We start from the raw sequence: 13,568 nt of genomic DNA on the forward strand, positions 1-13,568 counted from the left end.
GGAGTAACGAATCCACCGTCCCGCCGTCACGTGTCAGAACTTCGGTTCCACCGCTTGCGCGTGGGCCAGTTCCGCTGCCTCTTCCTTCGACTCCACCGACGGGGGCGAGCCCGCCAGGGGCTGGCGGGCCGTCTCCTTCATCACCGCCACCGCGATCACCCCGACCAGCGCCGCCGCCATCGCGTAGAACGCCGGCATCAGGTTCGTGTCGGCCAGGGCGATCAGGCCTGTGATCACGAAGGGGGTCGTGCCGCCGAAGAGGGACGCCGAGATGTTGTAGCCGACCGACAGGCCGCCGTACCTGGCCTCCGTGGGGAACAGGGCCGGGAGCGCCGCCGACATGGTGCCCAGGAGGCAGACCAGGGAGAGGCCCAGCATGGCCAGGCCGACGATGATCGCCCAGACCGCGCCGTCGCGGATCAGCAGGAACGCCGGCAGCGACAGGACGAGGAAGCCGAGCATGCCCGCCATCAGCAGCGGCTTCCTGCCGTAGTGGTCGCTCAGCCGGCCGACCTGGTTGATGACCAGCATCTGCGCGACCATCACGCCGAGCAGGATCAGCAGCCCGTGGGTGTCGCCGTAGCCTAGCTCGTCGGTGAGGTACGTCGGCATGTACGACAGCAGCATGTAGTCCGTGACGTTGTACGCGCCGACCAGCGCGATGCACAGGATCAGCGTCGGCCAGTAGCGCCGGAAGATGTTCGCCAGGTCGCCCTTGGCGCTGGTCTCGACCGGGTCGGCCGCCTCCGACGCGCGGACGTTCTCCGCCTCCAGCTTCTGGAAGGCGGGCGTCTCGTCGAGCCTCAGCCGCAGGTAGAGGCCGACCATGCCCAGCGGGCCGCCGACCAGGTACGGGATCCGCCAGCCCCAGGAGTCCAGGCTGCCGTCACCGAGCACGGCGGTCAGCAGCGTGACGAGGCCCGCCGCGCCGACGTACCCCGCGAGCGTGCCCATCTCCAGGAAGCTGCCGAAGTAGCCGCGCCGCTTGTCGGGGGCGTACTCGGCGATGAAGGTGGACGCGCCGCCGTACTCACCGCCGGTCGAGAAGCCCTGGACCATCCGGAGCACGATCAGCAGCACGGGGGACCAGAAGCCGATCGAGTGGTACGACGGGATCAGCCCGATGCAGAAGGTGCCCGCCGCCATCATCAGCATGGTGAGCGAGAGGATCTTCTTGCGGCCGATCTTGTCGCCCAGCGGTCCGAGGACCATGCCGCCGATCGGCCGTACGAGGAACGCCACGGCGAAGGTGGCGAAGGACGACAGCAGCTCCGTGGTGTCGTTCCCCGACGGGAAGAACACCCGGCCGATCGTGGACGCCAGATAGGCGTAGATGCCGAAGTCGTACCACTCCATGGCGTTGCCGAGGGCCGCCGCCTTGACCGCGCGCTTGACCGCCGCGTCGTCGGTGACGGTGATGTCCGACCGCCGCAGCTTGGGGTTCTTGCGCTGCTTGATCGTACGGAAGAGCGTGGGGTGGCGCCTGACCGCCGCTGGGTCGGCCATCTCCTCGTCGTCCGGGCCGGCCATGGTGTGGTTCCTTCCCTCGGCTGTCGCACGTCCAAAGGAACCTTCTGCGCGGCCTGAGCGATCGCAAACCGGAAGAGTGCCGACCGGAGCCCCGTCCGGGCGGGGCTCCGGCCGCAGAAGGTGTCAGATCCCGAGGTCCTTGATGATCTTCGCTACATGGCCGGTGGCCCGCACGTTGTACAGCGCGCGCTCGACCTTCCCTTCCTCGTCGACGATCACGGTGGACCGGATGACGCCGGTCACGGTCTTTCCGTACATCTTCTTCTCGCCGAACGCTCCGTACGAGTCGAGGACGCCTTTCGAGGGATCCCCGACCAGCGTCACCTTCAGGTTCTCCTTGTCCCGGAACTTGGCGAGCTTCTCGGGCTTGTCGGGGGAGACCCCGATGACGTCGTAGCCCGCGCCCGTGAGCAGGTTGAGGTTGTCGGTGAAGTCGCAGGCCTGCTTCGTGCAGCCGGGGGTAAGCGCAGCCGGGTAGAAGTAAACGATGACTTTGCGCCCCTTGTGGTCGGCGAGCGACACGTCGTTGCCGTCCGCGTCGGGCAGGGTGAATGCGGGGGCGATGTCGCCGGGGTTGAGTCGCTCGCTCATGGTTCTCCGTAAGTTGTCCGGTGGTGTGTCCGGTGGAGGTACCGGTACGCGGCCGAGCGTAATAGGGGGTGCCGTCAGGTGCGGTGGCCGCCGAGCTGACAGACTGTCGGCGAAGAACTACAGGACACGACGACGGAGGCAGCGCGGTGTCGGAATCCAGGACCCCGGCGCAGATCGAGGCGGACATTGTCCGCAGGCGCGGGAAGCTTGCCGAAACGCTCGACGAGATCGGGGTGCGGGTGCACCCGAAGACGATCGTGGGGGACGCCAGGGCCAAGGTGGCTTCGACGGTGGATCAGACGGCCGGGCGTGCGTTTGTGGCCGTGAACAAGACGGTGTCGGACGTGCGGGCGCAGTTCGTTTCGGACGACGGTGCGCCGCGTCTTGAGCGAATCGTTCCTGTGGTGTTGCTGACGGTGGGTGTGGTGGGGCTGTTGACGTTCGCGTCGGTGCGCCGCCGCCGCTGATGACCCCTCTGGCGTATCGGGTCGTCGCGGACAGGTAGGTTCGTGGACGTGAGCGACAACACCCACGACACCTCCCGTGACGACAAGCTGCCCATCCGGATGCTCCATGACCGTGTGCTGGTCAGGACCGACATCCCGGAGGGCGAGCGGCGTTCGTCCGGCGGCATCGTCATTCCCGCGACGGCGGCCGTGGGCAGAAGGCTGGCCTGGGCGGGAGTGGTGGCCGTCGGGCAGAACGTGCGCACGGTGGAGCCGGGGGACCGGGTGCTGTACGACCCGGAGGACCGCGCCGAGGTCGAGGTGCGCGGCGTGGCGTACGTACTGATGCGGGAGCGGGATCTGCACGCCGTGGCCGCCGACCGCTTCGAGGGCACCCAGGACTCCACCGGGCTGTATCTGTAGTTTGCTACGGTTGAGGGACCCCGACGAGACGCGCCGTACCGGGTGAACCGAAAGACGACGCACCTGTTGTCCGCGTCGCTCTGTCGGAGGTGGCCGTCATGGCCTGGGTTCTGCTTGTTGTCGCCGGTGCGCTGGAAATCGCCTGGTCGATCGGGATGAAGTACACGGACGGGTTCACCCGGCTGTGGCCGAGCGTGTTCACCGCCGGCGGGATCGTCGCGAGCATGCTGTTGCTGTCGCAGGCCGCGAAGACGCTGCCGATCGGTACGGCGTACGGGGTGTGGGTGGGCATCGGGGCCGCAGGTGCGGCGGTGCTCGGCATGGTGGTGCTGCACGAACCGGTGACCGCGGCCCGGATCTTCTTCGTCTGTCTGCTGCTGGTGGCGGTGGTGGGGCTGAAAGCGACCTCGGGTCACTGACAGCCCCGCCTTCGCGCGCGGGTCAGAAGGTCAGCCCCGGCAGGCCGCCGGTGCCGCCTCCCGTGCTCGGTCCCTCGTTGGCGTTGCCGCCGCTCCCGTCACCCCCGGAGCCGTTCCCGCCGTTGACCCCGCCGCCGGTGTCGCCGCCCCCGTCGCCTCCGGTGCCGCCGTCCCCCGTACCGCCGTCGGCCGTACCGCCGCCCGTCGGGTCGGTGCCGCCGGTGGTGGGGCTGCCGGTCTGGCCGCCGTCGGGGCTCCCTGTCTGGCCCTGGGTGGGGGTTCCGGTGTCGCCGCCGCCCGTCTGGCCCTGTGTCTGGTCGCCGGTGTCACCGCCGGTCCGGCCTCCGGTCCCCGGGTCCTGCGACTGCGTCTGCCCGGGGTCGGACGGCTCGTCCGACGCGTTGTCCGGGGGCGGCTGGGTCGCCTGGGCGCCCTTCTGGAGCTTCAGGTGGAACGTGCTCTTCGGCGTGCCCTTGAGCGCGTCGGCCGTGTACTGGCCCCAGATCTGGGCGGGCGGGCCGCCGCCGTTGATCCGCTCCTGGCCGAGCGCCCCGTACAGCGGCTTCTGCTTGGCGGTCTCCGGGTCGGCGCCCATGATGGCGACGACGGTCGCGAGGTCCGGGGTGTACCCGGCGAACCAGGCGGCCTTGTCGTCCTCGGCCGTGCCGGTCTTGCCGGCGGCGGGCCGCCCGGCGCTCTGCGCCGCCGTACCCGTACCGCCGGAGCTCTCGACGACGCTGCGCAGGATCGACGTCGTCGTGTCGGCGGCCTGCCTGCTGACCGCCTGCCGCGTCTTCTGCTCGGGGAGCTTGAGCGCGCTGCCGTTCTTGCTGATCCGGGTGACCAGGGTGTACGTGCCGTGCTTGCCGTGGTTGGCGAGCGTCGCGTACGCCTCGGACATGTCGAGGACGCTTGCCGTGGCCGGGCCGAGCGCGATGGACGGGGTGGCCGACAGGTCGGGGGTGGTCGCCGGGATCCCGAGGGCGACTGCGGTGTCCTTGACCGTGCGCGGGCCCACGTCCTCGGCCATCTGCGCGTAGACGGCGTTGACGGACTTGTCGGTGGCCTTGCTGACGGTGATGTCGCCGTACGACACGTCGTCCTCGTTGGACGGCGCGTAGCCGGTCGGTCCGTCCGGGCCCTGCACCATGCGCTGATTGGTGCCGTCGTAGCGGGTGTTGGGGGTGATGCGGGCGCCGTCCTGGGTCTCGGACCGGTTCTGCACGGCCGAGGCGAAGACGAACGGCTTGAAGGTGGAGCCGACTTGGAAGTCGCGGCGGGTGGCGTTGTTGACGTACTGCTTGGTGTAGTCGATGCCCCCGTACATGGCGACGACCTTGCCGGTCGCCGGGTCGACGGAGGCGCCGCCGACGCGGACGTTGCGGTCGGCTTTGCGCTTCTTCGGGTCGAGTTTCGAGGTGACCTGGTCGGTGACGGCCTGGGTGAAGGCGTCCTGCTTCTTGCGCTCCAGCGTGGTGACGATCCGGTATCCGCCGCTGGCCAGGGTGTTCTCGTCGATGATCTTGTTGGTGGTGAGGTAGTCCTTGACCGCCTGGACGATGTAGCCGCGCTGTCCGGAGAGTCCGGCCGTCGACGGCTTGAACTTGCCGGGGATCGGGAAGGTCAGCGTCGTCCGGTCGGCCTGGGTGAGCCAGTTCTCCTTCACCATGCCGTCGAGCACGTAGTTCCAGCGGGCGAGCGCCGCGGCCTTGTTCTCCGGGTGGGCGACGACGTCGTACTCGCTGGGCGCGTTGAGCAGTGACGCGAGATACGCGCCCTGCGCTGTGCTGATGTCCTCGACGTCCTTGCCGTAGTACGCCTGGGCCGCCGCCTGGATGCCGTAGGCGTTGCGGCCGAAGTAGCTGGTGTTCAGATAGCCCTGGAGGATCTCCGCCTTCGACTGCTCGCGGTTGAGCTTGATCGAGATGAAGAATTCCTTGAACTTCCGCAGGACGGTCTGTTCCTGGCCGAGGTAGTAGTTCTTCACGTACTGCTGCGTGATGGTGGAGCCGCCCTGGGTGCCCTTGCCGGTCACGGTGTTCCAGGCGGCGCGTGCCATGCCCTGCGGGTCGACGGCCGGTTCGTTGTAGAAGTCCCGGTCCTCGGCGGCGAGTACGGCGCGCTGGACGTGCTTGGGGATCTGCGCGAGCTGGACGTTCTCGCGGTTGATCTCGCCGTCACGGGCGATCTGGGTGCCGTCCTGGTAGAGGTACACGTTGGACTGGGCGGTGGCTGCGGCGTTGGCCGACGGGATGTCGACGGTCTTGTAGCCCACGATGAAGCCGATGACGAGGATCACGGCGAGGGTGACGATCCCGCCGAGCCACATGCGCCAGGTCGGGAAGAGCCGGCGCCAGCCGGTGCGCTTCGGCCGTTTGCCCTTCTTGCCGGCCTTGCCGGACGGGTCCGGCGCCGGCCCGCCCTCGGTGGGGTCCCGGGGGGCCCACCCCTGTTGCTGTGGCTCGTCGCTCATATGTGGGAAGACTCCTCGGCCGCCGCCGGCGGTTCACTCTCCGGCGTAACGGTGTCGTATCAGGCGAATCGCGTTACACCCTGAAGAAACGCTGCCGAGTGCGATGAAACACGGGCAGCGGGGAGGAATCAGCTCCGGGTGAGCAGGAATCCGCCCCGGCTGAGCACGAATCAGCCCCGGGTGAGCAGGAATCCGCCCCGGGCCGCACCGCATTACCGTACGGGTGACCCGGCGGATAATCCCTCGCGCCGCTCGGCTCCGCCGCACTAGGCTCGTGCGCTTTGGTGCCTGGACGGGCGCTTTTCGCTGTCCGCAAGGGCCTCGACCGGGGGAGGAAGCGCCGTGCGGCTGTACTGGCTGGTGGCCAGGGGCGGGTTCCGCCGCTACGCGACGTACCGGATGGCCACGGTCGCGGGCGTGTTCACGAACACCGTCTTCGGTTTCATCATCACCTACACCTACATCGCGCTGTGGCACGAACGGCCGCGACTCGGCGGATACGACCTGTCACAGGCGATCACCTTCGTCTGGCTCGGTCAAGCCCTGCTGATGACCTGCGAGATGATGGGCGGCGGCTTCGCCGACGAACTGATCGAGCGGATCCGCACCGGCAACATCGCCGTCGATCTCTACCGGCCCGCCGATCTCCAACTGTGGTGGCTGGCGGGCGATCTGGGCCGGGCCGCGTTCCATCTGATCGGCCGGGGCGTGGCACCGATGGTGCTCGGCTCGCTCGCCTTCGAGCTGGCGCTGCCGGTGAACCCGCTGACCTGGCTGGCGTTCCTGCTGTCCGTGGCCCTCGGTGTGGTGGTGAGCTTCGCGATCCGCTACCTCGTCGCGCTGTCCGCGTTCTGGCTGCTGGACGGGGCCGGCGCGGCGCAGATCGCCGGTCTCGCCGGGATGTTCTTCTCCGGGATGCTGCTGCCACTGACGCTCTTCCCCGGGCTGCTGGGCGAGGTGTCGCGCGCCCTGCCCTGGGCCTCGATGCTCCAGATCCCTGCCGATGTCTTCCTCGGCAAGCGCACCGGGTGGGAGCTGGTCCGGACGTACGCGTTCCAGGCGGGGTGGGCGGTGGCGCTGCTGGCGGCCGGGCGCGCGCTGCAAGGAGTCGCGACGAGGAGAGTGGTGGTCCAGGGTGGCTGAGTCCGGAGTGGCTGAAACGACCGAGTGGGTCGCGGGGGCGGCGGGGCACGCCGGTGAGGTGTGGGTTCCCCGGTCGACGCGGTGGGCCGCGCTGCGGGACGGCCTCGGCGCCTACCTGCTGATCGTCAGGATGTGGCTGCGGTCGACGATGGCGTACCGCGCGTCGTTCGTGATGACCGCGTTCGGCAACTTCGCCGCGACGGCCTTCGACTTCGTGACGATCCTGCTGATGTTCAACCACGTGGACACGCTGGGCGGTTACTCGCTGCAGGAGGTGGCCTTCCTCTACGGCACGTCGACGGTCGCGTTCGGTCTCACCGACCTGACGGTGGGCTCGATGGACCGGCTCGGGTCGCGGGTGCGGGACGGCACGCTCGACACACTGCTGCTGCGCCCGGTGCCGGTGCTCGCGCAGATGGCGGCCGACCGGTTCGCCCTGCGGCGGTTCGGCCGGGTGCTCCAGGGCGCGCTGGTGCTGGGCTACTCGCTCGCCGTGCTGGACGTCGACTGGACGCCGCTGCGGGTGCTGATGGTGCCGATGATGGTGGTGTGCGGCGCGGTGATCTTCGGTGCGGTGTTCGTCGCCGGCGCGGCCTTCCAGTTCTGGGCGCAGGACGCCTCGCAGGTGCAGAACGCCTTCACGTACGGCGGGACGACGCTGCTCCAGTACCCGCCGGGACTGTTCGCGAAGGACCTGGTGCGCGGGGTGACGTTCCTGGTGCCGCTGGCCTTCGTCAACTGGCTGCCGGCGCTGTATGTGCTCGACAGGCAGGACCCGTTGGGGCTGCCGGAGTTCGTGGCGTTCCTGCCCCCGGTGGTGGCGGTGGTGTGCTGCGCGCTGGCCGGTGTGCTGTGGCGGGCGGGGCTGCGGGCGTACCGCAGCACCGGCAGCTGAAGACGGATCGAACGGCGACGGCGAGGAGGAGTGGGCATGGGTACGAGCGGTGCGGAATTCATCGAACTCGACGGGATCGAGAAGGTCTTCGACGTCCGGCGCAAGGTCGGCCGGCTGCGCCGCGAGAAGCACGAGGTGCGGGCGGTCGACGGCATCAGCTTCCAGGTGCCGCGCGGCGAGATGGTCGGCTACATCGGCCCGAACGGGGCCGGCAAGTCGACCACGATCAAGATGCTCACCGGCATTCTGACCCCGAGCGCGGGCCGGCTGCGGGTCGCCGGCATCGATCCGTCCCGGGAGCGTACGAGGCTCGCGCACCGCATCGGTGTGGTCTTCGGCCAGCGGACGACGCTCTGGTGGGACCTGCCGCTGATCGACTCGTACCGGCTGATGCACCGGATGTACCGCGTCCCGGACGCGCGGTTCCGGGCCAATCTGGAGCGCTGTGTCGAACTGCTCGACCTGGCCGACCTGTTGGACGTACCGGTACGACAGCTCTCCCTGGGCCAGCGGATGCGCGGCGACATCGCGGCGGCCCTGCTGCACGATCCTGAGGTGCTGTACCTGGACGAGCCGACGATCGGGCTCGATGTGATCTCCAAGGCCAAGGTGCGGGAGTTCCTGCGGGAGTTGAACGCCGAGCGCGGCACGACGGTGCTGCTCACGACACACGACCTGACGGACATCGAGATGCTCTGCAAGCGGGTGATGGTCATCGACCACGGCCGGCTGCTGTACGACGGTTCGCTGGCCGGGCTGCACGAAGTCGGCGAGAGCGAGCGGACGTTGGTGGTGGACCTGGAGCGCGAGCTGCCGCCGATCGAGGCGGCGGGGGCCCGGGTCGTACGGGTGGACGGGCCGCGGCAGTGGCTGGCGTTCCCAGCGACGCAGTCGGCTGCGCCGCTCGTGGCGCGGGTGGCGGCCGCGTACCCGCTGGTCGACCTGTCGGTGCGGGAGCCGGACATCGAGGCCGTGATCGCCAAGATGTACGCGGACCGATCGGCTGTGTGACGTGCGCCTCGTCGGCTACTAGTCTGCTGACATGACCGATGAACGGGGCGAGACGCGCGCTTCTGATGCCGAGCGGGAACAGGTCGCCGAGCGCTTGCGCGAGGCCGTGGCCGAGGGCCGGCTCGACATGGAGGAGTTCGACGAACGCCTCGGTGCGGCCTACCAGGCCCGCACACACGGTGAGTTGACGCCGCTGGTGCGCGACCTGCCCGCGCCGGGGACGACGACGGACCTGGCCCGCAGGCCGGGCGGGGACGCGGCCCCGCACGAGGGCGGCGACCGCTGGGCGGGTCTGGTCGGGCAGGGAAAGGCCACCTCCGGCGGGGCGTTCGCGTTCTGGGGCGGCTTCGGCCGCAAGGGCGGCTGGACCGTGGGCCGTAAGTTCACCGCGGCCGTGTTCATGGGCGGCGGCGAGATCGATCTGCGCGAGGCCCGGTTCGAGGACCGGGTGACCGTGATCCGCTGCTTCGCCCTCATGGGCGGTGTCGGTGTCGTCGTACCGCCGGACATGGACGTCGAGGTCACCGGCTGGGGCTTCATGGGCGGCTTCGGTGAGTCGGGGAGCAGCGCCGAGGGTGGCATCAGCCCCGGTTCGCCGAAGGTGATCGTGACCGGGTTCGCGCTGATGGGCGGGGTCGGGGTGGACCGCAAATTGCGGCAGGCGGACAAGCGGCGGCTCAAGGAGCAGCGGGAGCGTGACCGGCTGGAGAAGAAGAGGTCGCCCCGCAAGGAGCTGTAGCCGGTGCGGGCCTGTGGCTGGTAGGTGGCCCGTGGCCGGTGCGCGGGCCTGTGGTCGGCACGGGCCTGTGGCCGGTACGTGGACGGTGACCGGTGCGCGGGCCTGTGGCCGGTACGTGGTCCGTGGCCGGTGCTCTGTCCGTCGTAACCGCCGTCAGAGCTGCGTGGCCGCCGCCTTGCCCGTGAGCTGCGCCAGGTCGACGGTGTGCGCCATCGCCTCGTACCCCGCGTCGTTGGGGTGCAGCCCGTCGCCCGAGTCGTAGCGGGGCGCGAGCCGGTCGGGGGCGTACGGGTCGCGCAGCGCCTTGTCGAAGTCGACGACGGAGTCGAAGATCCCGCCGGCCCGGATCGCGGCGTTCACCTGGTCCCGTACGGCCCTCTGGCCGGCGTCGAAACCGATGTGGCCGCCCATCGGGGTCAGCGTCGAGCCCACCACGCGCAGCCCGTGGGCGTGTGCGCGCCGGGTGAGCGCGCGGAGACCCGCGGTGATCCTGGACGGGTCGCGCTGCTGCCCGCGCAGGATGTCGTTGATGCCGAGGTCGATGACGACGGTCCTGACGCCGGCCCGGTCGAGCACGTCGCCGTCGAAGCGGGCGAGGCCGCTCTGTCCCGCGCCCCTGGCGAGTCCGTCGTTCAGCAGCTGGTTGCCGCCGATGCCTTCGTTGAGCACGCCGTAGCGGCTCTCGCGCAGCCGGTCGGCGAGCACGTCGGGCCAGCGGTGGTTGCGGCCCTGCGCCGAGCCCTGGCCGTCGGTGATCGAGTCGCCGAAGGCGACGACGGCGCCCCGCGCGCGCTGGTTCAGGACGTCGACGCCGGTGACGTAGCGCCAGTGCGTGGTCGGCCGGGTGTACGCGGCGCCGCCGGCGTCCTCCGTACGGTCGCCGGTCGCGAGGTACGAGGTCTGCTGGGCGTGCGCGTGGTAGGTGACGGAGCCACCCGCGACCGGTGTGTACAGCGTCACCAGCAGGTCGCTGTCGTCAGGGACGCGCAGCCGCACCGGGTCGCTGACGATCTGCCGGCCGGGGGCGACCGTCACGACCGCGTGGCGGCCGAAGGTCAGCCGCCGCATGGTGCCGGTGAGGGCCTGGGCGCCGCCGCTGCGGCTGCCGGGGTCGGACCGCTGCGACTGCTGCGCCACGGAGGCGTGGCCGATCATGAGGGGCGCGGAGCCGAAACGGTTGGAGAAGGTGATCCGGGCGCCGGTGCCGCCGATGCTGGTGTGCACCACGTTGCGGATGGAGCGGCCGGGAAGCCCGTTCGGCAGCCCCGGCTCGGCCCCCGCGGGCGCCGCCGCCCAGGAGCCGACCCAGGCGCCGGACGCCGCGGGCGCCGCCCTGCTCAGCCGGTTATGGGTCTCGCCGGGGTTCTTCGACTGGTCGGTGGCGCGCAGGGGCGAGGGGCCGAGGAAGGTGAACCCGGCGAATATGGCGGCGCACACCAGGGTCACTACCCCGACGAGCGACCCGAACAGGGCATATCCGTGTCTTCTGGTCATACCCCCGGCTCCCCTCACTCTTCACTGCTCTGACAATCATCCGACATGACGAGGGAACTCGTCGTGCGCCCCGGGAGTACCTCAAGAGGGACAATGCGTACGGGCAGGTCTTACGGGCAGGTCTGAGGAACGAATGCGTACGCGGACGGGTGGAGCGCATGGAACGTACGAATCCGGTCGAGGCGTCAAGAGACGGCGCCTCGGCGGACGCGGGCACAGGGGAAGAGGCCGCGGAGGCCCCGGAGGTTCCCGGCGCGCCGAATTCCGCGGGGCCGGGGTCGGTGGGGCCGGGGTCCGGAGGGTCAGGGTCCGGTGGCTCGGGGCCCGGCTCAGGACGGTCGGGGCCCGGTTCAGGAGGGTCGGGGCCCGGGGGGCGGTCGCCGCTGCCGGCGTTCTCGTACACGGCGGCGGACGAGGAGAAGCGGCGCGGTGTGCGCCGGATGAAGACCACCGCCACCGGCCTGTTGCTGCTGGTCGCCGTGGTCTACGTACTCGCGACCTGGGCGAAGAACTCGGGCGTGGGCGGCTGGCCCGGCTACGTCGCGGCGGCCGCCGAGGCGGGCATGGTCGGCGCGCTGGCCGACTGGTTCGCCGTGACGGCGCTCTTCCGCTACCCCTTGGGCGTGCGCATCCCGCATACCGCGATCATCCCGAACAAGAAAGACCAGCTCGGGACGTCGCTCGGCGCGTTCGTCGGGGAGAATTTCCTCTCCGCCGACGTCGTACGGGCCCGGCTGCGCGCCCTCGGCATCGGCGGCAGGCTCGGCGCCTGGCTCGCGGAGCCCGACCACGCCGACCGGGTCACCGCCGAGCTCTCCACGGCGCTGCGCGGCGCCCTGACCGTGCTGCGCGACTCCGACGTCCAGGCCGTCGTCGGCGAGGCGATCACCCGCAGGGCGAACGCGGCCGAGGTCGCGCCCGGCATCGGCAAGACCCTCGACAAGGTCGTGGCGGACGGGGCGCACCACCGCGCCGTCGACCTGATCTGCTCCCGCGCGCACGACTGGCTGGTCATGCACGGCGACTCGGTGATGGACGCGGTGCAGGGCGGCGCGCCCGGCTGGACGCCGCGGTTCGTGGACCGCAAGATCGGCGACCGCGTCTACAAGGAGCTGCTGCGCTTCCTCACCGAGATGCGCGACATGCCCGCCCACCCGGCGCGCGGCGCCATCGACCGCTTCCTGGTGGACTTCGCGGCGGACCTGCAGTCGGACGCCGAGACGAAGGAGCGCGTCGAGCGGCTGAAGTCGGATCTGCTGTCGCGGCCCGAGGTGCAGGACGTCATCGCCTCGGCCTGGTCCTCCGTACGCGCCATGATCATCTCGGCGGCGGACGACGACCACAGCGAACTGCGCCTGCGGGCGCGCGCCTCGCTGCTCTCGCTGGGCGCGCGGCTGGCGACGGACAGCAGGCTCCAGGGGAAGCTGGAGGGCTGGATCGAGGACGCCGCCGCGTATGTCGTCTCCACGTACCGCTCGGAGATCACGTCGCTGATCTCGGACACGGTCGCGAGCTGGGACGCGGACGACACGTCGAAGAAGATCGAGGCGCACATCGGTCGTGACCTGCAGTTCATCCGGATCAACGGCACGGTGGTCGGTGCGCTGGCGGGGCTGGTCATCTACTCGGTCACGCAGGCGCTGGGTGCGTGAGAGTCGCGGGTGAGAGCACCGGGCGTGAAAGCACCGGGCGTGAAAGCACCGGGCGTGAAAGCACCGGGCGCGTGAGCGGATCCTCTTGATCCGCTCACGCGCCCGATCACCATGGGGGAGTTGCTCTTAGGTACGGAGCGGACCCCGTGGGCGTTCAGCGGCGGTCAGGAATTCTGCGCGCGCCGGGTGACGGCCCAGGAGGCGGCGGCGACCGTGCCGGCGGAGGCGAAGACCGCGGGCCAGGCGCCGAGCTTCTTCGCGAGCGGGTGCGACCCGGCGAAGGCGGCGACGTACGCGCTGCTCAGGGCGATGGTCGCCTTCGTTCCCGCGGCCTGCTGCCACTGCGTCGCAGCGACGGCGCCGGCGGCGAGCAGCGCCACGCCGCCGAGGGGGCGCTTCTTCGTCCAGCGTGCGACGGCGTAGCCGCCGACGAGTCCGCCTGCCGCGACGGCTGCGGCCGGAATCTTGGCCATGTTGCTTCCCACCCTTGTCTGGCTGTCTGTTCTTGGTCGCTGTCGAGCGTAACGAGGAGCGGAAGGCGCGGAACGCAACGGGGGACGCAAAAGAACGTAACGGTGAGTGATGGTTGGTTACCCATCCATGACGGCCGGGCACGGAACCGGCATGCCAAGAACCACTGCCGCGGACGCGGCCGTCAATCGTCTGGCCCGTAGCCAATTACGGCTGGCCACCACCCGCCAGTTGCGGGCCACCGGGCTGAGCCCGAGCACCGCCGCCCGCCGCTGCGCGAG

The 13,568-nt window shown here is 70.2% G+C and carries 13 protein-coding genes and 1 riboswitch; of the genes, 8 read left to right on the plus strand and 5 right to left on the minus strand.

The window, feature by feature from the left end:
- Nucleotides 1-33 precede the first annotated feature (33 nt).
- Together HY68_RS15790 and bcp are read right to left on the minus strand one after the other, a co-directional pair.
- Nucleotides 34-1,530: an MFS transporter gene (locus HY68_RS15790; protein ID WP_041989215.1), complete on the minus strand. Its 1,497-nt coding sequence runs from the start codon at nt 1,528-1,530 to the stop codon at nt 34-36.
- A gap of 123 nt (nt 1,531-1,653) precedes the next feature.
- On the minus strand, nt 1,654-2,121 hold the full coding sequence (gene bcp / locus HY68_RS15795) for a thioredoxin-dependent thiol peroxidase (RefSeq protein ID WP_041989217.1): 468 nt from the start codon (nt 2,119-2,121) through the stop codon (nt 1,654-1,656).
- Nucleotides 2,122-2,267: 146 nt separating this feature from the next.
- On the opposite strand from bcp, the gene HY68_RS15800 reads away from it, so the two are divergent.
- From HY68_RS15800 to HY68_RS15810, 3 genes are all read left to right on the plus strand, one after another.
- Nucleotides 2,268-2,588, plus strand: a complete 321-nt coding sequence (locus HY68_RS15800) for a DUF3618 domain-containing protein (RefSeq protein ID WP_041989219.1) — start codon at nt 2,268-2,270, stop codon at nt 2,586-2,588.
- Between the two features lie 48 nt (nt 2,589-2,636).
- Nucleotides 2,637-2,990: a co-chaperone GroES gene (locus HY68_RS15805; RefSeq protein WP_041996186.1), complete on the plus strand. Its 354-nt coding sequence runs from the start codon at nt 2,637-2,639 to the stop codon at nt 2,988-2,990.
- A riboswitch (guanidine-III (ykkC-III) riboswitch) is annotated at nt 2,987-3,054 on the plus strand. (Overlaps the previous gene by 4 nt.)
- A gap of 34 nt (nt 3,055-3,088) precedes the next feature.
- Nucleotides 3,089-3,409, plus strand: a complete 321-nt coding sequence (locus HY68_RS15810) for a multidrug efflux SMR transporter (protein WP_041996189.1) — start codon at nt 3,089-3,091, stop codon at nt 3,407-3,409.
- Between the two features lie 22 nt (nt 3,410-3,431).
- Here HY68_RS15810 and HY68_RS15815 read toward each other — a convergent pair whose 3' ends face one another.
- Nucleotides 3,432-5,882, minus strand: coding sequence for a transglycosylase domain-containing protein (locus HY68_RS15815; RefSeq protein WP_041989221.1), 2,451 nt, complete (start codon nt 5,880-5,882; stop codon nt 3,432-3,434).
- Nucleotides 5,883-6,224: 342 nt separating this feature from the next.
- Between HY68_RS15815 and HY68_RS15820 the strand changes: the two genes are divergently transcribed.
- The 4 genes from HY68_RS15820 to HY68_RS15835 are packed head-to-tail and all read left to right on the plus strand — an operon-like array spanning nt 6,225 to nt 9,670.
- Nucleotides 6,225-7,025 (plus strand): ABC-2 family transporter protein, encoded by an 801-nt coding sequence (locus HY68_RS15820; protein ID WP_041989224.1) that lies wholly within the window; start codon nt 6,225-6,227, stop codon nt 7,023-7,025.
- A gap of 58 nt (nt 7,026-7,083) precedes the next feature.
- The gene (locus HY68_RS15825) at nt 7,084-7,920 is read left to right on the plus strand and encodes an ABC transporter permease (protein ID WP_041996192.1); all 837 of its coding nucleotides are present in this window, start codon (nt 7,084-7,086) and stop codon (nt 7,918-7,920) included.
- Between the two features lie 36 nt (nt 7,921-7,956).
- Nucleotides 7,957-8,931 carry an ATP-binding cassette domain-containing protein gene (locus HY68_RS15830; protein WP_041989225.1) on the plus strand — a complete coding sequence of 325 codons (975 nt, stop codon included), beginning with the start codon at nt 7,957-7,959 and terminating at the stop codon, nt 8,929-8,931.
- 31 nt (nt 8,932-8,962) lie between these two features.
- Nucleotides 8,963-9,670 carry a DUF1707 domain-containing protein gene (locus HY68_RS15835; protein WP_041989227.1) on the plus strand — a complete coding sequence of 236 codons (708 nt, stop codon included), beginning with the start codon at nt 8,963-8,965 and terminating at the stop codon, nt 9,668-9,670.
- Between the two features lie 153 nt (nt 9,671-9,823).
- Here HY68_RS15835 and HY68_RS15840 read toward each other — a convergent pair whose 3' ends face one another.
- Nucleotides 9,824-11,164, minus strand: a complete 1,341-nt coding sequence (locus HY68_RS15840; RefSeq protein ID WP_041989229.1) for an SGNH/GDSL hydrolase family protein — start codon at nt 11,162-11,164, stop codon at nt 9,824-9,826.
- Between the two features lie 158 nt (nt 11,165-11,322).
- On the opposite strand from HY68_RS15840, the gene HY68_RS15845 reads away from it, so the two are divergent.
- Nucleotides 11,323-12,816, plus strand: coding sequence for a DUF445 domain-containing protein (locus tag HY68_RS15845; RefSeq protein WP_078863630.1), 1,494 nt, complete (start codon nt 11,323-11,325; stop codon nt 12,814-12,816).
- 164 nt (nt 12,817-12,980) lie between these two features.
- On the opposite strand, the gene HY68_RS15850 is transcribed toward HY68_RS15845, so the two are convergent.
- Complete coding sequence (locus tag HY68_RS15850) at nt 12,981-13,289, minus strand: hypothetical protein (RefSeq protein WP_041989232.1); 309 nt, start codon at nt 13,287-13,289, stop codon at nt 12,981-12,983.
- Nucleotides 13,290-13,568 lie beyond the last annotated feature (279 nt).

This window comes from Streptomyces sp. AcH 505, assembly GCF_000818175.1.
In the GTDB taxonomy this organism is placed as follows: Bacteria; Actinomycetota; Actinomycetes; order Streptomycetales; family Streptomycetaceae; genus Streptomyces.